Source organism: Streptomyces sp. HP-A2021 (genome assembly GCF_022807935.1).
GTDB classification, from domain to species: Bacteria; Actinomycetota; Actinomycetes; order Streptomycetales; family Streptomycetaceae; genus Streptomyces; species Streptomyces afghaniensis.
In genome coordinates this window covers 1,485,739-1,505,392 of sequence record NZ_CP094344.1, presented here as the reverse complement: position 1 = coordinate 1,505,392, position 19,654 = coordinate 1,485,739, and the positions used below count along the sequence as shown (strand labels likewise).

18 protein-coding genes are annotated in these 19,654 nt (G+C 71.2%); 7 read left to right on the top strand and 11 right to left on the bottom strand.

Annotation, left to right across the window (positions count from 1 at the left end; translation table 11 throughout):
• Positions 1–74: 74 nt before the first annotated feature.
• The 6 genes from MQE23_RS06795 to iolC all read right to left on the bottom strand — a co-directional run bounded on the left by MQE23_RS06795 (position 75) and on the right by iolC (position 7,113).
• Positions 75–860 (bottom strand): GntR family transcriptional regulator, encoded by a 786-nt coding sequence (locus MQE23_RS06795; protein ID WP_020270713.1) that lies wholly within the window; start codon positions 858–860, stop codon positions 75–77.
• A 21-nt stretch (positions 861–881) separates the two neighbouring features.
• Complete coding sequence (locus MQE23_RS06790; RefSeq protein WP_243378557.1) at positions 882–2,378, bottom strand: CoA-acylating methylmalonate-semialdehyde dehydrogenase; 1,497 nt, start codon at positions 2,376–2,378, stop codon at positions 882–884.
• Between the two features lie 63 nt (positions 2,379–2,441).
• Positions 2,442–4,316 carry a 3D-(3,5/4)-trihydroxycyclohexane-1,2-dione acylhydrolase (decyclizing) gene (gene iolD, locus MQE23_RS06785; RefSeq protein WP_243378556.1) on the bottom strand — a complete coding sequence of 625 codons (1,875 nt, stop codon included), beginning with the start codon at positions 4,314–4,316 and terminating at the stop codon, positions 2,442–2,444.
• The gene (iolB, locus tag MQE23_RS06780; RefSeq protein WP_243378555.1) at positions 4,313–5,206 is read right to left on the bottom strand and encodes a 5-deoxy-glucuronate isomerase; all 894 of its coding nucleotides are present in this window, start codon (positions 5,204–5,206) and stop codon (positions 4,313–4,315) included. The genes iolD and iolB overlap by 4 nt, the downstream gene beginning before the upstream one ends.
• A gap of 38 nt (positions 5,207–5,244) precedes the next feature.
• Positions 5,245–6,123: a hypothetical protein gene (locus tag MQE23_RS06775; RefSeq protein ID WP_020270717.1), complete on the bottom strand. Its 879-nt coding sequence runs from the start codon at positions 6,121–6,123 to the stop codon at positions 5,245–5,247.
• Between the two features lie 12 nt (positions 6,124–6,135).
• On the bottom strand, positions 6,136–7,113 hold the full coding sequence (gene iolC, locus MQE23_RS06770) for a 5-dehydro-2-deoxygluconokinase (protein ID WP_020270718.1): 978 nt from the start codon (positions 7,111–7,113) through the stop codon (positions 6,136–6,138).
• 321 nt (positions 7,114–7,434) lie between these two features.
• On the opposite strand from iolC, the gene MQE23_RS06765 reads away from it, so the two are divergent.
• From MQE23_RS06765 to MQE23_RS06745, 5 genes are read left to right on the top strand one after another with little or no spacing between them, the layout of a single operon-like run.
• Positions 7,435–8,454 (top strand): sugar ABC transporter substrate-binding protein, encoded by a 1,020-nt coding sequence (locus MQE23_RS06765; protein WP_020271625.1) that lies wholly within the window; start codon positions 7,435–7,437, stop codon positions 8,452–8,454.
• On the top strand, positions 8,454–9,530 hold the full coding sequence (locus tag MQE23_RS06760) for an ABC transporter permease (RefSeq protein WP_037668199.1): 1,077 nt from the start codon (positions 8,454–8,456) through the stop codon (positions 9,528–9,530). The genes MQE23_RS06765 and MQE23_RS06760 overlap by 1 nt, the downstream gene beginning before the upstream one ends.
• Before the next feature lie 5 nt (positions 9,531–9,535).
• Positions 9,536–10,447, top strand: a complete 912-nt coding sequence (locus tag MQE23_RS06755; protein WP_020271623.1) for an ATP-binding cassette domain-containing protein — start codon at positions 9,536–9,538, stop codon at positions 10,445–10,447.
• Between the two features lies 1 nt (position 10,448).
• The gene (locus tag MQE23_RS06750) at positions 10,449–11,351 is read left to right on the top strand and encodes a sugar phosphate isomerase/epimerase (RefSeq protein WP_020271622.1); all 903 of its coding nucleotides are present in this window, start codon (positions 10,449–10,451) and stop codon (positions 11,349–11,351) included.
• Between the two features lie 23 nt (positions 11,352–11,374).
• Positions 11,375–12,394 carry a Gfo/Idh/MocA family oxidoreductase gene (locus MQE23_RS06745; RefSeq protein ID WP_243378554.1) on the top strand — a complete coding sequence of 340 codons (1,020 nt, stop codon included), beginning with the start codon at positions 11,375–11,377 and terminating at the stop codon, positions 12,392–12,394.
• A 49-nt stretch (positions 12,395–12,443) separates the two neighbouring features.
• Here the strand turns inward: MQE23_RS06745 and MQE23_RS06740 are convergent, their stop codons facing one another.
• From MQE23_RS06740 to MQE23_RS06725, 4 genes are all read right to left on the bottom strand, one after another.
• Complete coding sequence (locus MQE23_RS06740) at positions 12,444–13,460, bottom strand: Gfo/Idh/MocA family oxidoreductase (RefSeq protein WP_243378553.1); 1,017 nt, start codon at positions 13,458–13,460, stop codon at positions 12,444–12,446.
• Positions 13,457–14,461, bottom strand: a complete 1,005-nt coding sequence (locus tag MQE23_RS06735; RefSeq protein WP_020271620.1) for a Gfo/Idh/MocA family oxidoreductase — start codon at positions 14,459–14,461, stop codon at positions 13,457–13,459. The genes MQE23_RS06740 and MQE23_RS06735 overlap by 4 nt, the downstream gene beginning before the upstream one ends.
• A 119-nt stretch (positions 14,462–14,580) precedes the next feature.
• Positions 14,581–15,357 carry an SDR family oxidoreductase gene (locus tag MQE23_RS06730; RefSeq protein ID WP_020271619.1) on the bottom strand — a complete coding sequence of 259 codons (777 nt, stop codon included), beginning with the start codon at positions 15,355–15,357 and terminating at the stop codon, positions 14,581–14,583.
• 8 nt (positions 15,358–15,365) lie between these two features.
• The gene (locus MQE23_RS06725; protein WP_020271618.1) at positions 15,366–16,523 is read right to left on the bottom strand and encodes a phytanoyl-CoA dioxygenase family protein; all 1,158 of its coding nucleotides are present in this window, start codon (positions 16,521–16,523) and stop codon (positions 15,366–15,368) included.
• A gap of 108 nt (positions 16,524–16,631) precedes the next feature.
• Here MQE23_RS06725 and MQE23_RS06720 point away from each other — a divergent pair, with 108 nt between their 5' ends.
• Positions 16,632–17,666: a LacI family DNA-binding transcriptional regulator gene (locus tag MQE23_RS06720; protein ID WP_020271617.1), complete on the top strand. Its 1,035-nt coding sequence runs from the start codon at positions 16,632–16,634 to the stop codon at positions 17,664–17,666.
• Between the two features lie 75 nt (positions 17,667–17,741).
• Positions 17,742–18,353 carry a TMEM175 family protein gene (locus tag MQE23_RS06715; RefSeq protein ID WP_020271616.1) on the top strand — a complete coding sequence of 204 codons (612 nt, stop codon included), beginning with the start codon at positions 17,742–17,744 and terminating at the stop codon, positions 18,351–18,353.
• A gap of 40 nt (positions 18,354–18,393) precedes the next feature.
• Here MQE23_RS06715 and MQE23_RS06710 read toward each other — a convergent pair whose 3' ends face one another.
• Positions 18,394–19,557, bottom strand: a complete 1,164-nt coding sequence (locus tag MQE23_RS06710; protein WP_243378552.1) for a Gfo/Idh/MocA family oxidoreductase — start codon at positions 19,555–19,557, stop codon at positions 18,394–18,396.
• Positions 19,558–19,654: the final 97 nt, after the last annotated feature.

The following is a 19,654-nucleotide window of genomic DNA, read 5'->3' as shown; positions in this document are numbered from 1 at the left end:
GTCGGGTCGGTCGGGTCGGCAACCGTATGTTTACGGTGTATATGTACGACTTTGCACCCGAATTCGGGGTCCGGTCAAGGCCTGACCAGCAACTGGAAGTCGAAGGTGTAGCGCGACGCCCGGTAGATGTGCGTCCCGTACTCGACCGGGCGCCCGGTGTCGTCGTACGCCGTGCGCTGCATGGTGAGCAGCGCCGCGCCCTCCTCCTCGTCCAGACGGGCGCCCTCCTCCGCGGTGGCCGCGCGGGCGCTGACGCGCTGCCGGGCGCTGTGCAGGGTGATGCCGGCCGAGCGCATCATCCGGTACAGGCCCGTCGACTCCAGGCGGGCGTCGTCGAGGTCCAGGAGAGACGCCGGCAGGTAGTTGCACAGCAGGGCGACCGGCTGGCCGTGGGTGCAGCGCAGCCGGTCCAGGACGGTGACCTCGCTGCCCTCCGCGACGCCGAGGGCGGCGGCCACGTCGCAGGAGGCCGGGACGACCTCGTGGCGGACGACCTGCGTGGTGGGCCCCTGCCCGGCCTCCTCCAGGTCGTCGTAGAGGCTGCTCAGCTCCAGCGGGCGCTTGACCTGGCTGTGCACCACCTGCGTGCCCACCCCGCGCCGCCGGACCAGCAGCCCCTTGTCGACGAGGGACTGGATGGCCTGGCGGACGGTGGGACGGGACAGGCCGAGGCGCACCGAGAGGTCGACCTCGTTGCCCAGGAGGTTCCCCGGGGCGAGGACCCCGTGCTCGATCGCCGCCTCCAGCTGCTGCGCGAGCTGGTAGTACAGCGGCACGGGACTGGCCCGGTCCAGGGCGAAATCCAGCGAGCTGAGCGCAGGCGCGGCCGCGGTACGTGCCCGGTCACCGGTCTTCGCCATGGACGAACCCCCTTCCGTGGGTCAGGAGTTGCTCGGGAAACCGAGGTTGATGCCGCCGGCGTCCGCCGGGTCCGGCCAGCGCGTCGTGATGACCTTGCCCTGGGTGTAGAAGGCGATGCCGTCGTTGCCGTAGATGTGCAGGTCGCCGAAGAGCGAGTCCTTCCAGCCGCCGAAGGAGTGGTAGCCGACCGGGACCGGGATCGGCACGTTGACGCCGACCATGCCCGCCTTGACCTCCAGCTGGAAGCGGCGGGCCGCGCCGCCGTCCCGGGTGAAGATCGCGGTGCCGTTGCCCCAGCGGGAGTCGTTGATCAGCTTGATGGCCTCTTCGTACGTCTCCGCGCGGACCACGCACAGCACCGGGCCGAAGATCTCGTCGCGGTACGCGTCCGCCGTCAGCGGCACCCGGTCCAGCAGGGAGACGCCGAGGAAGAAGCCGTCCTCGTGGCCGTCGACCGAGAAGCCCGTGCCGTCGACGACGACCTCGGCGCCCTGCTCGGCCGCGCTCGCCACGTACGACGCCACCTTGTCGCGGTGCTCGCGGGTGATCAGCGGGCCCATCTCGGACGCCGGGTCGTTGCCGGGACCGATCTTCAGGTTCTTCGCCCGCTCCGCGATCTTGCCGACCAGATCGTCACCGCTGTCGCCCACCGCGACCACGACCGACACGGCCATGCAGCGCTCGCCCGCCGAGCCGTAGGCCGCGTTGATCGCCTGGTCGGCGGCGTGGTCCAGGTCGGCGTCGGGCAGGACCAGCATGTGGTTCTTGGCGCCGCCCAGGGCCTGCACCCGCTTGCCGTGCTCGACGGCCTTGAGCTGGATGTACTTGGCGATCGGGGTCGAGCCGACGAAGGAGACCGCCTCGATGTCCGGGTGCTCCAGGATGCGGTCCACGGCCGTCTTGTCGCCCTGCACGACGTTCAGGACGCCGTCCGGCAGCCCTGCTTCGGAGGCCAGCTCGGCCAGGCGGAAGGAGGCCGAGGGGTCCTTCTCCGACGGCTTCAGCACGAACGTGTTGCCGCACGCGATGGCCAGCGGGAACATCCACATCGGCACCATCGCCGGGAAGTTGAACGGCGTGATGCCCGCGACCACGCCCAGCGGCTGGCGGATCGAGGCGACGTCGACGCGGGTGGAGACCTGCGTGGACAGCTCGCCCTTGAGCTGGACGCTGATTCCGCACGCGAGTTCGACGATCTCCATGCCGCGCGCGACCTCGCCGAGCGCGTCGGAGTGCACCTTGCCGTGCTCGGCGGTGATCAGTTCGGCGATCTCGTCGCGGTGGGCGTCCAGCAGCTCCCGGTACTTGAACAGCACCGCCGTGCGCTTGGCGAGCGAGGACTCCCCCCAGGACTCGAAGGCGGCCTTGGCGGAGGCGACGGCGGCGTCCACCTCGTCGACGGCCGCGAACGCGACCTGCTTCTCCTGGGCGCCGGTGGCCGGGTTGTAGACGGGGCCGAAGCGGCCTGAGGTGCCTTCGACGGGCTTGCCGTCGATCCAGTGGCTGATGGTCTTCATGGGGTGCAAGGGCCTTTCGTGGAGCCTGATTTCACGGGGAGTTCGCGGGGACTTCGCGGGTGTTCAGAGGTGGCGACGGCGTCCGGCGACCTGGCGGTCGTAGCGCTCGCGGGCCTCGACGGCGGCCTCGCGGGAGGCTGTCTCGGCGACCGGCACGTCCCACCAGGCCTCGGCCGGGGGAGCGGTCGGGGCCGGGTCGGTCTCGACGTACACGCACGTCGGCCGGTCGGAGGCACGGGCCGCGGCCAGCGCCTCGCGCAGCTCGCGCACCGTCTTGGCGCGCAGGACCTCCATGCCGAGGCTGGCCGCGTTGGCGGCCAGGTCGACGGGCAGCGGGGCGCCGGTGAAGGTGCCGTCGGCGGCCCGGAACCGGTAGGCGGTGCCGAACCGCTCGCCGCCGGTCTCCTCCGACAGGCCGCCGATGGAGGCGTAGCCGTGGTTCTGGAGGAGGACGATGTTGAGCGGCAGGCCCTCCTGGACGGCCGTGACGATCTCCGTCGGCATCATCAGGTAGGTGCCGTCGCCGACCAGTGCCCACACCGGCGTACCCGGGGCGGCCTGCTGGACGCCGATGCCGGCCGGGATCTCGTAGCCCATGCAGGAGTAGCCGTACTCCAGGTGATACTGGCGCGGGCTGCGGGAGCGCCACAGCTTGTGCAGGTCGCCGGGGAGCGAGCCGGCCGCGTTGATCACCACGTCGTCGTCGCCCACGGCCGCGTCCAGCGCGCCGAGCACCTGCGTCTGGGTGGGGACCGCGCTTTCGTCGTCGGCGCGGTAGGCGGCCTCGACGACCTCGTCCCAGCGCTCCTTGCCGGCGCGGTACTCGGCCTCGTACGCCTCGCTCACCCGGTGGCCGGAGAGCTCCTCCAGCAGCCTTTCGAGACCGGACCTCGCATCGCACACCAGCGTGTGCGCGGCCAGCTTGTGCGCGTCGAAGCCGGTGATGTTGAGGTTGAGGAACCGCACGTCCGGGTTCTGGAAGAGCGTGCCGGAGGCCGTGGTGAAGTCCGTGTAGCGGGTGCCGACGCCGATGACGAGGTCGGCGGTGCGGGCGAGGTCGTCGCTGACCGCCGTGCCGGTGTGGCCGATGCCGCCGAGGTCGGCGGGGTGGTCGTACCGCAGGGCACCCTTGCCGGCCTGGGTGGAGGCGACCGGGATGCCGGTGGCCTCCACGAACGCCTTCAGCGCCGCCTCGGCCTCGCTGTGGTGGACGCCGCCGCCCGCCACGATCAGGGGCCGCTCGGCCGACCGGATCGCCTCGACGGCCGCCGTCAGCTCCACCGGGTCCGGCGCGGGACGCCGTACGTACCAGACGCGCTCGGCGAAGAACTCCTCCGGCCAGTCGTACGCCTCCGCCTGCACGTCCTGCGGCAGGGCCAGGGTGACGGCGCCGGTCTCGGCCGGGTCGGCCAGCACGCGCATCGCCTGGAGCGCCGACGGGATCAGCGCCTCGGGGCGGGTGATCCGGTCGAAGTACCTCGACACCGGGCGCAGGGTGTCGTTGACCGACACGTCGGCCTCGACCGGGTGCTCCAGCTGCTGGAGCAGCGGGTCGGCGGAGTGCGTGGCGAAGTAGTCGCCGGGCAGGAGCAGCACCGGCAGCCGGTTGATCGTCGCCAGGGCGGCACCGGTGACCAGGTTGGTGGCGCCCGGGCCGATCGAGGTCGTCACCGCCTGCGCGGACAGGCGGTTGAGCTGCCGGGCGTAGCCGACCGCCGCGTGCACCATCGACTGCTCGTTGCGGCCCTGGTGGAACGGCATGACGTGCTCGCCCGCCTCCAGGAGGGCCTGGCCGACACCGGCCACGTTGCCGTGGCCGAAGATGCCCCAGGTCCCGGCGATCAGCCGGCGCCGCACGCCGTCCCGCTCGGTGTACTGGACGGACAGGAACCGCACCAGCGCCTGGGCGGTCGTCAGTCGGCGGGTGGTGGCGCTCATGCGGAGGTCTCCGGGGCGGTGTAGAGAGGGAGTCGGGGATCGACCGGCTGGTCCGGCCAGGTGTCGCGGACCCAGGCGTGGTCGGGGTGGTCGCAGATCAGCCAGGCGCGCTCGGCCTCCGGGCCCGCCATGACGTTGAGGTAGTACATGTGGTGGCCGGGCGTGGCCATCGACGGCCCGTGCCAGCCGTCCGGGATCAGGACGACGTCACCGTCGCGGACCTCCGCCAGCACGTCGGTGTCCCGGCCCGGGCCGGACGGGGAGACGCGCTGGTAGCCGAGGCCGGGGACGCCGTCGTGGCCCGCGAACTCGAAGTAGTAGATCTCCTCCAGCACGGACTCCTCGCCCGGCCGGTGCTCGTCGTGCTTGTGCGGCGGGAACGACGACCAGTTGCCGCCAGGGGTGATCACCTCGACCGCGATGAGCTTGTCGCACTCGAAGACCCCGGCCGCGCCGAAGTTGTTGACCTGCCGGGAGCAGTTGCCGGTGCCCCGCAGTTCCACGGGCACCTCGGAGGCGGGGCCGTAGCGGGCGGGCAGCCGGCGGGTGCAGCGCGCGCCGGTCAGCGCGAAGCGGCCACCGGCGGCGGACGTCACGGTCGCCCGGGCGTCGCGCGGTACGTACGCGAAGTCGCTGACGCCGCTGAAGACGTCCTTGCGGCCCTGGAGCTCGAAGGTGTCCTGGCCGAAGTCGTCCGCCGCGGCGACCGTGCAGCCGCCGCTCAGCGGGACGACGATCCACTCGCTGTCGCCGGCCTCGAAGGAGTGCGTGCCGCCCGGCGGCAGCTCCAGGATCCGCAGGCTGGAGTGTCCCCAGCCGGCCTTCTCGGGCGTGACGTCGACGATGTAGGGGCCACCGAGGGCCTTACCCGCGGGGAGGTGATACGTCATCGTGTGCCTTTCGGGTCACAACAGGCCGACAGAGCGACTCACAACAGACCGACGGCCGTGTCCACTGCCTCTTCCACGCTGCCCCCGGCCGGGTAGAGCAGCGAGCGCCCGACGACCATGCCCTGCACGGTGGGCAGGCGCAGGGCCTTGCGCCAGCGTTCGTACGCGCCCTCCTGGTCGCCGCCGACCTCGCCGCCGAGCAGCACGACCGGGAGCGTGGAGGTCTCCAGGACCTCGGCCATGTCGTCCGGGTCGTCGGTGACGGGCAGCTTCAGCCAGGTGTAGGCGGAGGTGCCGCCCAGCCCCGAGGAGATCGCGATGGACCGGGTGACGGCCTCGGCGGACAGGTCGTTGCGCACCTTGCCGTCGACCCGCCGGGAGATGAACGGCTCGACGAACAGGGGGAGCTGCCGGGCCGCCATGGCGTCGATCGCCCGCGCGGTGGTCTCCAGGGTGGTGAGCGAACCAGGGTCGTCGTAGTCGATGCGCACCAGGAGCTTGCCCGCGTCGAAGCGGAGCCGGGCGATGTCCTCGGCGCGGTGGCCGGTGAAACGGTCGTCCATCTCGAACGTCGCGCCGGCGAGGCCGCCGCGGTTCATCGAGCCCATGACGACCTTGTTCTCCAGCACCCCGAGCAGGAGCAGGTCCTCCAGGATGTCGGCGGTGGCGAGCACCCCGTCGACCCCGGGCCTCGACAGCGCGACGCAGAGCCGTTCCAGCAGATCGGCGCGGTTGGCCATGGCCAGGCGCCGGTCGCCGACCCCGAGGGCGCCGCGCGCCGGGTGGTCGGCGGCCACGATCATCAGCCGGCCGCTGTCGCCGATCAGCGGGCGGCGCACCCGGCGGGCCGCCGCCTCGGCGACGGCCTCGGGATTGCGGGCCCGGACCGTGGTGAGGTCGGGGATGCCGATGTTCAATTCAGGCTCCGTTCAGTGACTCGTGCTCGGCGACGACACCGTGGCGAGGAGGTTCTCGACCTCGGACTCGGCGGGCATCGCGGAGGAGCAGGCGAGGCGTGAGGCGACGAGGGCGCCGGCGGCGTTGGCGTGGCGCATGGTCCGCTCCAGGTCCCAGCCGGCGAGCAGGCCGTGGCAGAGCGAGCCGCCGAAGGCGTCTCCCGCGCCCAGGCCGTTGACGACCTCGACCGGCACCGGCGGCACCTCGGCCCGGGTGCCGTCCCGGTGCACGGCCAGCACGCCCTTGGGACCCTGCTTGACGACGGCCAGCTCCACGCCCGCCTCCAGCAGCGCGTCCGCGCAGGCCTGCGGCTCGCGCACGCCGGTGGCGATCTCGCACTCGTCGAGGTTGCCGACCGCGACCGTGGCGTGGCGCAGGGCCTCGCGGTAGTACGGGCGGGCCTCCTCGGGGTCGGCCCAGAACATCGGCCGCCAGTCGAGGTCGAAGACGGTGATGCCCGCCTTGTCGCGGGCCTTGAGGGCGGCGAGCGTGGCGGAGCGGCTCGGCTCCTCGCTCAGGCCGGTCCCGGTGATCCAGAAGATCCGGGCCCCGCGGATCGCGAAGAAGTCCAGCTCGTCGGTGTGGATCTCCAGGTCGGGAGCCTTGGGGCGGCGGTAGAAGTACAGCGGGAAGTCGTCCGGCGGGAAGATCTCGCAGAAGGTGACCGGCGTCGGGTAGGCGTCGACCGGGGTGACCCAGCGGTCGTCGACGCCGAAGGACGTCAGCTCCTCGTGCAGATAGGTGCCGAAGGGGTCGTTGCCGGTCCGGGTGATCACGGCCGTACGGCGTCCGAGGCGCGCCGCGGCGACCGCCACATTGGCCGCCGAACCTCCCAGAAATTTCCCGAACGTCTCCACCTGGGGCAGCGGGACGCCGGTCTGGAGGGGATAGAGGTCGACCCCGATGCGGCCCATCGTGATCAAGTCGAAATACTGGGCTGGCTCGGCCATGCGCGACCTCCTCGGGAAGCTGGGGATGCGGGTCCGGGGGCCTCCTGACACCGTGGGGCGTGGGTGACCTGGGACCTGCCGCCCTACAGGTGTAGGCGGCGGGGGACGGCCCTGTCAATAGTTTGTACTTACATTCGGACCTGCTTGTGAAATGATGTCTTAACAAAGTATTGACAGCGGGCGCGGCAGGGACTTGTATCCCGTGGCATCGCAACAGTCTGTTTGCGGCATCATGATCCGGACTCCGTAAGGCTCCGGGACCACGGATCCCTCGTGATCCCCTCCTTTCCCCCGCAGTAGCACAGTGAGGTGCCAGGAAAGATGGACCGCTCTTCTCACCCCCGCTCCCGCAGAATCGCGCCGGTTGTCGCCGTTGCCGCGGCAGCGGCCCTGACCCTCGCCGGCTGCTCCAGCAGTTCCGGGGGCAAGAAGTCCGAGGAAGGCGCTGCGAACGCCTCCGCCGGCAAGGCGACCACGCCGCGCATGACCGTCGCCCTGGTCACGCACCAGGCGCCCGGTGACACCTTCTGGGACACCGTGCGCAAGGGCGCCGAGGCCGCAGCCGCCAAGGACAACATCAAGCTCGTCTACTCCGCCGACCCGAACGCGGGCAACCAGGCCAACCTGGTCCAGAACGCGATCGACCAGAAGGTCGACGGCATCGCCGTCACCCTCGCCAAGCCGGACGCCCTCAAGGGCGTCATAGGCAAGGCCGAGAAGTCCGGCATACCCGTGGTCGGACTCAACTCCGGCCTGAGCGACTGGAAGAAGCTCAACCTGCTGGAGTTCTTCGGCCAGGACGAGTCCGTGGCCGGCGAGGCCTTCGGCAAGAAGCTCAACGAGGTCGGCGCCAAGCACGCCCTCTGCGTGGTCCAGGAGCAGGGCAACGTCGGCCTGACCCAGCGCTGCGACGGCGTCGAGAAGACCTTCGAGGGCAAGCTCGACACCCAGAACGTCAACGGCACCGACATGCCCTCCGTGAAGTCGACGATCACCGCCAAGCTGAAGCAGGACCCGTCCATCGACTACGTCGTCACGCTCGGCGCCCCCTTCGCGCTGACCGCGGTGCAGTCGGTCGGCGACGCCGGCAGCAAGGCGAAGGTCGCCACCTTCGACCTCAACAAGGACCTCATCAAGGGCATCAAGGACGACTCCATCCAGTTCGCCGTCGACCAGCAGCCCTACCTCCAGGGCTACCTGGCCGTCGACGGCCTGTGGCTCTACAAGAACAACGGCAACTACAGCGGCGGCGGCGAGCAGCCCGTGCTGACCGGCCCGGCCTTCGTCGACAAGTCCAACGTCGACAGGATCGGGGAGTTCGCCGCGAAGGGCACCCGGTGATGAGCATGACCCAGCAGGCCACGCCGGCGGTGGACACACCGCCGGCCCCCGGCCCCAAGCAGTCCGACGGCCGGACGCGGCAGCGCCCCCTGGCACTGCGGCTGCTGGCCCGGCCCGAAGTCGGCGTCTTCCTCGGCGCCGTCGCCGTGCTCGTGTTCTTCCTGTTCGCGGCACCGCCGGTACGCGACGGCAGCTCGATGGCCAACATCCTCTACCAGTCGTCGACCATCGGGATCATGGCGCTGCCCGTGGCCCTGCTGATGATCGGCGGCGAGTTCGACCTGTCGGCCGGTGTCGCCGTGGTCACCTCGGCGCTGACCGCGTCGATGCTCAGCTACCAGCTGACGATGAACGTCTGGGTCGGCGTGATCGTCGCCCTGCTCGTGTCGCTCGCCATCGGGGCGTTCAACGGCTGGCTGCTGGTCAAGACCGGCCTCCCGAGCTTCCTGGTCACCCTGGGCACCTTCCTGATCCTCCAGGGCGTGAACCTCGCCGTGACCAAGCTGGTCACCGGCAACGTCGCCACCGACGACATCAGCGACATGGACGGCTTCAGCCAGGCGCAGAAGATCTTCGCGTCGACGTTCGAGGTCGGCGGGGTCAACGTCAAGATCACCGTCGTCTGGTGGCTGGTCTTCGCGGCCCTGGCCACGTGGGTGCTGCTGCGCACCAAGTACGGCAACTGGATCTTCGCGGTCGGCGGCAACAAGCACTCCGCCCGGGCCGTCGGTGTCCCGGTGACCTTCACCAAGATCTCCCTGTTCATGCTGGTCGGCTTCGGCGCCTGGTTCGTCGGCATGCACCAGCTGTTCTCCTTCAACACCGTGCAGTCCGGCGAGGGCGTGGGCCAGGAGCTCATCTACATCGCCGCGGCCGTCATCGGCGGCTGTCTGCTGACCGGTGGCTACGGCTCCGCGATCGGCCCGGTCTTCGGCGCCTTCATGTTCGGCATGGTGCAGCAGGGCATCGTCTACGCCGGCTGGAACCCCGACTGGTTCAAGGCCTTCCTCGGCGTGATGCTCCTCGGCGCCGTCCTCATCAATCTGTGGGTCCAGCGCACGGCGACCCGGAGGTGACCGCAATGACCAGCAACGAAACCGGCACCCACGGGGCCGTCCTGAAGGACACGCCGCCCGCGGAGGACCGAGCCCTCGTCGAACTCCGCGGCGCGGGCAAGTCCTACGGCAACATCCGCGCCCTGCACGGCGTCGACCTGAAGGTCTTCCCCAACCGGGTCACCTGCGTGCTCGGCGACAACGGCGCCGGCAAGTCCACCCTCATCAAGATCATCTCGGGTCTGCACCAGCACACCGAGGGCGAGTTCCTCGTCGACGGCGAACCGGTGCGCTTCTCCACCCCGCGCGAGGCCCTCGACAAGGGCATCGCCACGGTCTACCAGGACCTCGCCGTCGTCCCGCTGATGCCGGTGTGGCGCAACTTCTTCCTCGGCTCCGAGATGACCAAGGGCCCCTGGCCCGTCCGCCGTCTCGACATCGAGAAGATGAAGAAGACCGCCGACGAGGAACTGCGCAACATGGGCATCGTCCTCGACGACATGGAACAGCCCATCGGCACGCTCTCCGGCGGCCAGCGCCAGTGCGTCGCCATCGCCCGCGCCGTCTACTTCGGCGCCCGCGTCCTCATCCTGGACGAGCCGACCGCAGCCCTCGGCGTCAAGCAGTCCGGTGTGGTGCTGAAGTACATCGCCGCCGCCCGCGAGAAGGGCCTCGGCGTCATCTTCATCACTCACAACCCGCACCACGCCTACATGGTCGGCGACCACTTCAGCGTGCTGCGCCTGGGCACCATGGAACTGTCCGCCTCCCGCAGCGAGGTCAGCCTCGAGGAGCTGACCAACCACATGGCCGGCGGCACCGAACTGGCCTCCCTCAAGCACGAGTTGGCGCAGGTCCGCGGCGTCGACGTCGAGGAGCTCCCCGAGGCGGGAGACCTCACCGCCCCCGTAGCCACGTCTTCGGAAGGAAAGTCCTGACATGGCCCTCGCGCTCGACCGCATCCGGGTCGGCTCCGCCCCCGACTCCTGGGGCGTCTGGTTCCCCGACGACCCCCAGCAGGTGCCCTGGGAACGCTTCCTCGACGAGGTCGCCGAGGCCGGCTACTCGTGGATCGAACTCGGCCCGTACGGCTACCTGCCGACCGACCCGGCCCGGCTCACCGACGAGGTGACCAAGCGGAACCTGCAGGTCTCCGCCGGCACGATCTTCTGCGGCCTGCACCGCGGCCCGTCCGAGTGGGACTCCACCTGGGAACAGGTCAGCCGGGTCGCCGCCCTCACCCAGGCCATGGACGCGAAGCACCTGGTCGTCATCCCGTCCTTCTGGCGTGACGACAAGACCGCCGAGATCCTGGAGCCCCCGGAGCTCACCACCGAGCAGTGGCGCAACCTCACCACGGGCATGGAGCGCCTCGGCCGTGAGGTGAAGGACAGGTACGGCCTGGACATCGTCGTCCACCCGCACGCCGACACCCACATCGACACCGAGGAGCACGTCGAGCAGTTCCTCGACTCCACCGACTCCGACGCGGTCAACCTCTGCCTGGACACCGGGCACTACGCCTACTGCGGCGGCGACAGCGTCAAACTGATCGAGACGTACGGCGAGCGCATCGGCTATCTGCACCTCAAGCAGGTCGACCCGGACATCCTCGCCGACGTGGTCGAGAACGAGATGCCGTTCGGCCCCGCCGTGGCGCGCGGAGTCATGTGCGAACCGCCCGCCGGTGTGCCCGAGCTCGGTCCGGTGCTCACGGCCGCCCAGAAGCTGGGCGTGGACCTGTTCGCCATCGTCGAGCAGGACATGTACCCCTGCGAGCCGGACAAGCCGCTGCCGATCGCGGTGCGCACCCGCAAGTTCCTGAGGTCCTGCGGCGCCTGACGACCCGAAAGGACGGACGGCCCATGACTGAGCGCGCCACCCTGGGAGTCGCGGTCATCGGTACCGGAAGGATGGGCGCGGACCATGTGCGCCGCATCCACGAAGTCATCAGCGGAGCACGGGTGGTCGCCGTCGCCGACGTAGACGCGGAGCGCGCGAAGGCCGTCGCCGCCCGCGTCGGCGGCTGCGGCGCCCACACCGACCCGGCCGCCGCCATGGCGGCGGACGACGTCGACGCCGTCCTGATCGCCTCCCCGAGCCCGGCCCACGAGGCCACGCTGCTCGCTGCCTTCGAGCGCGATCTGCCCGTCCTGTGCGAGAAGCCGCTCACCCCCGACGCGGCCTCCGCCCTGCGCGTCCTCGAAGCCGAACTGCGCCTCGGCCACCGCCGTGTCCAGGTCGGCTTCATGCGCCGCTACGACCCCGAGTACGCAAAGCTGAAGGCTTTGCTGACGACGGGTCAGCTCGGTCGTCCGCTGATGCTGCACAACCGGCACCGCAACGTCGCCAGCCCGCCCTTCTTCACCAGCTCCATGCTCATCAGCGACTCGGTCGCCCACGAGGCGGACGCCACCCGCTGGCTGCTGAACCACGAGATCACGGCGGTCACGGTGCTGCGCCCGGCGCCGTCGGCCAACGCCCCCGACGGGCTGCGCGATCCGCAGTTCGTCGTCTTCGAGACCGACGGCGGCGCCCTCTCCGACGTGGAGATCTTCGTCAACTGCGGCTTCGGCTACCAGGTCCAGGCCGAGGTGGTCTGCGAACGCGGCACCGCCCGCATCGGCGATGGCCATGCCCTGATCACCAACATGGCCGGCCGCTGGGGCGGCACCATCGCCCAGGACTGGACGGAACGCTTCGAGACGGCCTACGACCGGGAGCTCCAGGCCTGGGTCGACGCCACCCGCCGCGGCGAGGTCACCGGCCCGAGCGTCTGGGACGGTTACGCCGCCGCCGCGGTGTGCGAGGCGGGGGTACGGGCGCTGGAGGACGGCGGCCGGGTCGAGGTCGAACTGGTCGAGAAGCCCGCGCTGTACGCGTGAACAGGCCGAGCGGGCCGGGGGCGCACCCCCCGGCCCGCTCGGCGTGTTCTCAGATCCCGGTACGGGGCCGGGGCTCGAACCCGGCCGCCCGGTAACAGTCGTCGATGAGCGCCATCGTCGTCACCGCGTCGTCCGCGTCCAGGGGCAGCGCCGCACCGTCTCGCACCCGGGCGGCGAACGCTTCCAGCTGATACGTGTACGACGAGCGCGTCCCGAGGCGCTCCGTGCGTTCGCCCTCCGGGGTGCGCACCACGATCCGGTCGTCCAGGTGGGGCAGCACGAAGTTCGGGGCCGTCGCCTCGCCCCGGGAGCCGACGATCCGGACGCTCATGTCCAGCCCGTCGTACGCCATGTGGCAGCGGGCCGAGCCGGTGGCGCCGCCGGGGAACTCCAGGTCGGCGTCCAGCCACTCGTCGACCCCCGGGGCACCGGCCCGCTCCCCGCCCCGGGCCCCGGCCAGGCGCGGCGCCCCGCCCGCCCAGGGGGCGAGCACGCGCAGCGCGTGCAGGCTGTAGCAGCCCAGGTCCATCAGGGCACCGCCGGCCAGCGGCAGCGACCAGCGAGGGTCGGTGTCCGGCGGGGCGGCGATGGCGACCATCGCCTCCACGTGCCGCAGTTCCCCGAGCTCACCGGAGTCCAGCAGCTCGTGCAGGCGGCGGGTTACCGGGTGGAAGAGATAGTGGAAGGCCTCCATGAAGACCGTCCCGGCCTTGGCGGCGGCATCCCGCACCTCCGCCGCCTCGCGCTCGTTGCTCGCCGACGGCTTCTCCGACAGCACGTGCTTGCCCGCCGCGAGGGCGGCCAGGTTCCACGGGCCGTGCAGGCCGTTGGCGAGCGGGTTGTAGACGACGTCGACCTCGGGATCGGCCACCAGCTCGGCGTACGAACCCGCCACCCGCTCCACGCCGTGCTCCTCGGCGAACGCCTCGGCGCGGGAGCGGTCGCGTGCGGCCACCGCGACGAGCCGGTGGCCGGTCGCCCGGGCCGGGTCGATCAGGGAGCGTTCGGTGATCCGTGCGGCTCCCAGTACGCCTATGCGCAGGGGTTCCCGGCCCTGGTCGCTCATGCCTGCCGTACCTCCTCGATCGTGACGGGACGGTGCTCGTGCAGCGACAGTGTGCACGCGTCGGCGATCCAGCCCGCCTCCAGGGCGTCCTCGATCGTGCAGGGGGAGGGGCGGGTGCCGGCGACGACCTCGGTGAACGCGGTCAGTTCGGCGCGGTAGGCCTCGGTGAAGCGGTCCATGAAGAAGTCGTGCGGGGTGCCCGCCGGGAAGGTCACGCCCGGCTCGACCGAGCGCAGCGGCAGCTTGTCCTCCAGGCCGACGGCGATGGAGTCCGTGAAGCCGTGGATCTCCATGCGGACGTCGTAACCACGGGCGTTGTGGCGGGAGTTGGAGACCACCGCGATGGTGCCGTCGTCCAGGGTGAGGATCGCGCCGGTGGTGTCGGCGTCACCGGCCTCCTTGATGAAGTCGGCCCCGCGGTTGCCGCCCACGGCGTACACCTCGGTCACCTCGCGGCCCGTCACCCAGCGGATGATGTCGAAGTCGTGCACCGAACAGTCGCGGAAGATGCCGCCGGAGGCGGCGATGTACGCGGCGGGCGGCGGCGCCGGGTCGAGCGTGGTCGAGCGGACCGTGTGCAGCGTGCCGAGCTCGCCGCTCTGCACGGCGGCGCGGGCGTTGACGAAACCGGTGTCGAAGCGGCGGTTGTAGCCGATCTGGATCGGCACGTCCTTGCCCTGGACGGCCTTCAGCACCTCGACGCCCTCGCTCATGGTCTTGGCGACGGGCTTCTCGCAGAAGACCGGGATGCCGGCCTCGACCCCGGCCAGGATCAGCGCGGGGTGGGCGTCGGTCGCGGCGGCGACGACGATGCCGTCCACGCCGGCGGCCAGCAGGGCCTCCGGCGAGTCCACGACCTCGGCACCGAACCGCTCGGCGGCGGCCTTGGCGGCGTCCGCGAACGGATCGGTGACGACGAGGGACTCGACGACGTCGAGCCCGGAGAGGGTCTCAGCGTGAAAGGCCCCGATACGGCCGAGCCCGAGAATTCCGATACGCATGGGTATTGCTCCTATTTGTCAACAGGGGGTGGTGCTACGCCCTCTTTCGGGGGCGCGGGGAACTGCGCGACCAGCCACAACGGCGCCGCACACGACCAACGACAAAGCGCGGCACATCCTCAGTCGAGTCCTCCGAGCACGTTCTGATCCCAGTCGATCACCGACCCGGTGACCACCCCGGACCGCTCCGACAGCAGGAACACAACAAACTCGGCGATCTCATCCGGCTGGCCCAACTTGCCCATCGGCAACCGGGCAGCGGCGACCTCACGCCAGTCGTCCCCGGCCCCGTGGAACACGCGCTGCGTCGCGTCCTCCCCTTCCGTCGCCGTCCAGCCGATGTTCAGCCCGTTGATCCGCACCCGGTCCCACCGGTGCGCGTGCGCGGCGTTCCGGGTCAGCCCGATCAGGCCGGCCTTCGCGGCGACGTACGGCGCGAGAAAGGGCTGACCTCCGTGCGCCGAGGACGTGATGATGTTGACCACCGTGCCGGGCGCCTCGCGCGCCACCATGTCCGCGACCGCCGCCTGCATCGCGAAGAACGGCCCCTTGAGGTTGATCGCGATGTGCTGGTCGAACAACTCGGGCGTGGTGTCCAGCAGCGTCCCCCGTGAGGTCAGCCCGGCCGAGTTCACGAGGCAGTCGACACGGCCGTACGCCTCCACGACCCGGGCCACGGAAGCCTTCGCCTGCTCCGCGTCCGAGAGGTCGGCCCGCACGTACAGGGCCTTGCCGCCCGCGGCGGTCAGCTCCGCCACCAGGGCCTCACCGGGCTCGGGACGCCGCCCGGTGACGGCCACGACCGCCCCCGCGCGGACCGCGGCCCGCGCGATGGCGGCGCCGACACCCTGAGTGCCGCCGTTGACCAGGACGATCTTGTCGTCGAGAAGTCCCACGAGGTTCCTCAGCTCTCTCGCCGGGCGGTACCGGCCCGCAGCTCCGCCCGGAGCGCCTCCGGCGGCCACCCCTCGTACAGGGCCCGCCGTACGAGGTCCGCCTGCGAGGCCGGGGCGAGGCCGTCGACCGGCGGGTCGCTGTCGAGGTTGGTCGGGAAGGGGTAGCCCTCGGCGCTCGCCGCGATGACGTTGCCCAGCCACGCGTCGCTCGCGCCCTCGGCCTTCCGCTTCAGCAGCACGGGGTACACGGCGTTCGCCACGGCCTCCCGGTCCACCGTCTCCATCGCCCGCCCGAACGCGGACGACACCTGCAGCAGGTTGGCCATGCGCCGGATGTCCGCCGAGCGGTTGGTGCCGGCGGCGTGGAAGAGGGCCGGGTTGAAGAAGACCGCGTCGCCCTTCGCGAGGGGCAGCTGCACCTGGTGCGCCTCGAAGTACGCCCGGAACTCCGGGCGCCGCCAGGCGAGATAGCCCGGCTCGTACTTCTGCGAGTGCGGCAGGTACATCGTCGGCCCGGACTCCACCGGCATGTCGCAGTGCGCGACCGCGCCCTGGAGGGTCAGCACGGGGGAGAGGCGGTGCACGTGCCCGGGGTAGGCGGCGGCGACCTCGTCGGACAGGAAGCCCAGATGGTAGTCGCGGTGCGCGGTCTGGGCGGCGCCGCCCGGATTGACCACGTTGAGCTGCGAGGTGACCTGGTAGCCGGGACCCAGCCAGGCCGTCGCCACGAGGGCGAGGACGTCGTTGGCGTAGTAGTCGGCGAACGCCTCCGCGTCGTACAGGGCGGCCTTCTCCAGCGCGTTCCACACCCGGTCGTTGGCGCCCGGCTTCGCGAAGTGGTCACCGGCCGTGGCGCCCGAGGCGCGCTGCTCGGCGATCAGGGCCTCGAACACGGCGGTGGCCCGGTCCACGACCTCCGGGTCGGGAAAGGCGCCCCGGAAGACGACGATGCCGGGCCCGTCGGCGAGCGCGCGCACCAGCTCGGCCTGGACGACGCGGTCGCCTTCGAGCAGGCCGGTGTCGTAGACCGGCACGTTCCGCTCCACGGCCGAGGCGTGCGGATAGTCGACGGGGTCGGTCGCCTGCTCGACCAGCGCGCGGAACGCGTCGAGGTCGCAGTCCTGCTCGGACAGCCAGGCGCGGCGGTGTACGGAAGTGAAGGACATCGTCGTCCCTTCGGGGTCACGGAGCGACGCAGCCCTGTCATTCTTGTCAGTACAAACCCCTCGAACAACCAGCAGCGAGCCATCAAAAACCCCTCAAGGAGCCGGCGCATGGGCCACCCCTTCCCGATCCGGGAGATCGCACGTCAGGCCGGCCTGAGCGAGGCGACCGTCGACCGGGTCCTGAACGGCAGGGGAGGCGTGCGGGAGAGCACGGCCCGGGAGGTGCGCCAGGCCATCGCCGACCTGGACCGCCAGCGCACCCAGGTCCGGCTGGTGGGCCGGACGTTCATGGTCGACATCGTGATGCAGGCGCCCGAGCGCTTCACCACCGCGATCCGCGCCGCCCTGGAGGCCGAGCTGCCCTCCCTGCACCCGGCGGTGCTGCGCTCCCGCTTCCACTTCCGCGAGACCGGCCCGGTCGGGGAACTGGTGCGGATCCTGGACCGGATAGCCCGGCGCGGCTCGCAGGGCGTGATCCTCAAGGCCCCGGACGTCCCCGAGGTCACCGCCGCCGTCGGACGCCTCGAAACCGCCGGCATCCCCGTCGTGACCCTGGTGACCGACCTGCCCGCCAGTGCCCGCCGCGCCTACGTCGGCATCGACGACCGGGCGGCGGGCGCGACGGCCGCCTATCTGACGGGCCAGTGGCTGGGAGAGCGCCCGGGCAACATCCTGACCAGCCTCAGCAGCGGTTTCTTCCGCAACGAGGAGGAGCGCGAGATGGGCTTCCGCAGCGTCATGCGGGCCCGGCACCCCGAGCGCGCGCTGGTCGAGATCGCCGAGGGGCAGGGTCTTGACGCCACCCAGTACGACCTCGTCCGGGCCGCGCTGGAACGGGACCCGGACATCCGCGCGGTGTACTCGATCGGCGGCGGCAACATCGCCACGCTGCAGGCCTTCGACGACCTCGGCCGCGAGTGCGCCGTGTTCATCGCGCACGACCTGGACCACGACAACACCCGGCTGCTGCGCGCGCACCGCCTGTCCGCCGTGCTCCACCACGACCTGCGCCAGGACGTGCGCGAGGCCTGCCACACGGTCATGCGGGCCCACGGCGCGCTGCCGCCGGCCGGGCCGTCGCTGCCGTCGGCGATCCAGGTGGTGACGCCGTACAACATGCCCCCACAGGCGACGGCCGTGTGAGCCCGGGGCGGTGTCGCGGGCGTGACCCGGCGTGTATCCGGAGCGGGGTGCGCCACGGCCCCTACCGTCGACCTCATGTGGACATCGCGCCCGGACGGCGGGCCGGACCGGTTGCTGACGCTCGCCGACGGCGTGTTCGCCATCGCCATCACGCTGCTGGTCCTTGACCTCTACGTCCCGCGAGACCTGGACGCGGACAGGTATCGGGAAGCCCTGCACCAGTTGCTGCCGGACCTCGGGGCCTACGCGCTCAGCGTCGCGGTGCTCGGCAGTTTCTGGCGCGACCACCGCAGGATCTTCCGTGACGTACGGGAGGTCGACGGGCACGTGATCATCCTGTCCCTCACCGGCCTGGGCGTCGCGGCCCTGGTGCCCTTCCCGACCCGGCTGCTGGCGGAGTACGGCGACGTGCCCGTGTCGGTCGCCGTCTACGCGGCGGCGGTCGCCGCGCTCGGCGCCTGCCATCTGGCATTGGCCGCCGTCCTGGCCAAGCGCCCGTGGCTGCGCGACGGCACCCCCTCCGACACCGGCAGCACGCCTTACCTCCTGGAGAGCGCCACGCTGGTGGTGGTGTTCGCGTCGACCGTCCCGCTGGCCCTGGTGGCCGGGGCCCACGCCATGTGGCTGTGGCTGGTCCTCGCCCCGGTGAGGTTCGTTCTGGGCCGCCGCCTCCAGAAGGCCGGCTGAACGTCAGGCCCCCGAGCCCGCCCAGAAGGCCGGCTGAACCTCACGTCCCCGCGGCCACGTCCGCCCAGGCACCGCTCGACGCCGACCGCGCCATCGCGTCCAGCGCAGCCGCACTGTGCACGGCGTCCGCGAGGGTCGCCCCGTGCGGGGTGCCCTCGGCGACCGACCGGAGGAAGCGGTACGCCTCGATGACCTTCAGATCGTCGTACCCCATGGCGTTCGCCGCGCCGGGCTGGAACGCGGCGAACTCGCCGTGGCCCGGGCCGACGTACACCGTCGTCACGGCCTGGTCCTGGTACGTCGTCCCGCGGCTGATCCCCAGCTCGTTCATGCGGCGGAAGTCCCAGAACACCGCGCCCTTGGTGCCGTGCACCTCGAAGCCGTAGTTGTTCTGCTCGCCGACCGAGACCCGGCAGGCCTCCAGCACACCGCGCGCCCCGGAGGCGAAGCGCAGCAGGCAGTTGACGTAGTCCTCGTTCTCGACCGGGCCGAGTTCGCCGCCCGAGGCGCGGCTGTGGCCCGCCGTCGCCCCGGTGGGACGGGCCCGCTCCGGCAGGAAGATCGCCGTGTCGGCCGTCAGGGACGTGATGTCGCCCAGCAGGTGACGGGCCAGGTCCGCGCCGTGCGAGGCGAGGTCGCCCAGCACGCCGCTGCCGCCCCGCTCCCGCTCGTACCGCCACGTCAGCGCGCCCTCGGGGTGGGCCGCGTAGTCGCTGAACAGCCGGATACGGACATGCGTCACCGTGCCGATCTCCCCCGAGGCGATCAGCTCGCGGGCCGCCTCGACGGCGGGCGCGTTGCGGTAGTTGAATCCGACGGCGCCCTGCACGCCCGCCTCGGCCACCGCGTCCGCCACCGCACGGGCGTCCTCGGCGGTGAGACCGACCGGCTTCTCGATCCAGATGTGCTTGCCCGCCTCCGCCATGGCGACGCCGATCTCGCGGTGCAGGAAGTTCGGCGCGGTGATGCTGACCGCCTTCACCCGGGGGTCGGCGACCACCTCGCGCCAGTCACGCGTGGTCGAGGCGAACCCGAACTGCGCGGCGGCCTCCGCCGCCCGGCCCGGCACCTCCTCGGCGACCGTGACCAGCTCCGGAACGAGGGGCAGCTGCGGATAGTGGTGCCGCACGCGCGCGTACGCCTGGGTGTGCACCCGCCCCATCCAGCCGAAACCGACGACGGCGACGCCGAGCGTGTCCACCATGAGAGCCCCTCTTTGGACCGTTCCAGAACCTTGCCAGCCCACCCTGGGCGCGGTTTTGCCTCGCTGTCAACCCTTTGACAAGGCGATGACCCGCATG

Coding starts and splice junctions, on each gene's coding strand:
- iolB (WP_243378555.1), bottom strand. CDS start 5,206: ATGACGTATCACCTCCCCGCGGGTAAGGCCCTCGGTGGCCCCTACATC.
- MQE23_RS06755 (WP_020271623.1), top strand. CDS start 9,536: ATGACCAGCAACGAAACCGGCACCCACGGGGCCGTCCTGAAGGACACG.
- MQE23_RS06745 (WP_243378554.1), top strand. CDS start 11,375: ATGACTGAGCGCGCCACCCTGGGAGTCGCGGTCATCGGTACCGGAAGG.
- iolD (WP_243378556.1), bottom strand. CDS start 4,316: ATGAGCGCCACCACCCGCCGACTGACGACCGCCCAGGCGCTGGTGCGG.
- MQE23_RS06715 (WP_020271616.1), top strand. CDS start 17,742: ATGTGGACATCGCGCCCGGACGGCGGGCCGGACCGGTTGCTGACGCTC.
- MQE23_RS06740 (WP_243378553.1), bottom strand. CDS start 13,460: ATGAGCGACCAGGGCCGGGAACCCCTGCGCATAGGCGTACTGGGAGCC.
- MQE23_RS06710 (WP_243378552.1), bottom strand. CDS start 19,557: ATGGTGGACACGCTCGGCGTCGCCGTCGTCGGTTTCGGCTGGATGGGG.
- MQE23_RS06725 (WP_020271618.1), bottom strand. CDS start 16,523: ATGTCCTTCACTTCCGTACACCGCCGCGCCTGGCTGTCCGAGCAGGAC.
- iolC (WP_020270718.1), bottom strand. CDS start 7,113: ATGGCCGAGCCAGCCCAGTATTTCGACTTGATCACGATGGGCCGCATC.
- MQE23_RS06735 (WP_020271620.1), bottom strand. CDS start 14,461: ATGCGTATCGGAATTCTCGGGCTCGGCCGTATCGGGGCCTTTCACGCT.
- MQE23_RS06795 (WP_020270713.1), bottom strand. CDS start 860: ATGGCGAAGACCGGTGACCGGGCACGTACCGCGGCCGCGCCTGCGCTC.
- MQE23_RS06750 (WP_020271622.1), top strand. CDS start 10,449: ATGGCCCTCGCGCTCGACCGCATCCGGGTCGGCTCCGCCCCCGACTCC.
- MQE23_RS06790 (WP_243378557.1), bottom strand. CDS start 2,378: ATGAAGACCATCAGCCACTGGATCGACGGCAAGCCCGTCGAAGGCACC.
- MQE23_RS06720 (WP_020271617.1), top strand. CDS start 16,632: ATGGGCCACCCCTTCCCGATCCGGGAGATCGCACGTCAGGCCGGCCTG.
- MQE23_RS06765 (WP_020271625.1), top strand. CDS start 7,435: ATGGACCGCTCTTCTCACCCCCGCTCCCGCAGAATCGCGCCGGTTGTC.
- MQE23_RS06760 (WP_037668199.1), top strand. CDS start 8,454: ATGAGCATGACCCAGCAGGCCACGCCGGCGGTGGACACACCGCCGGCC.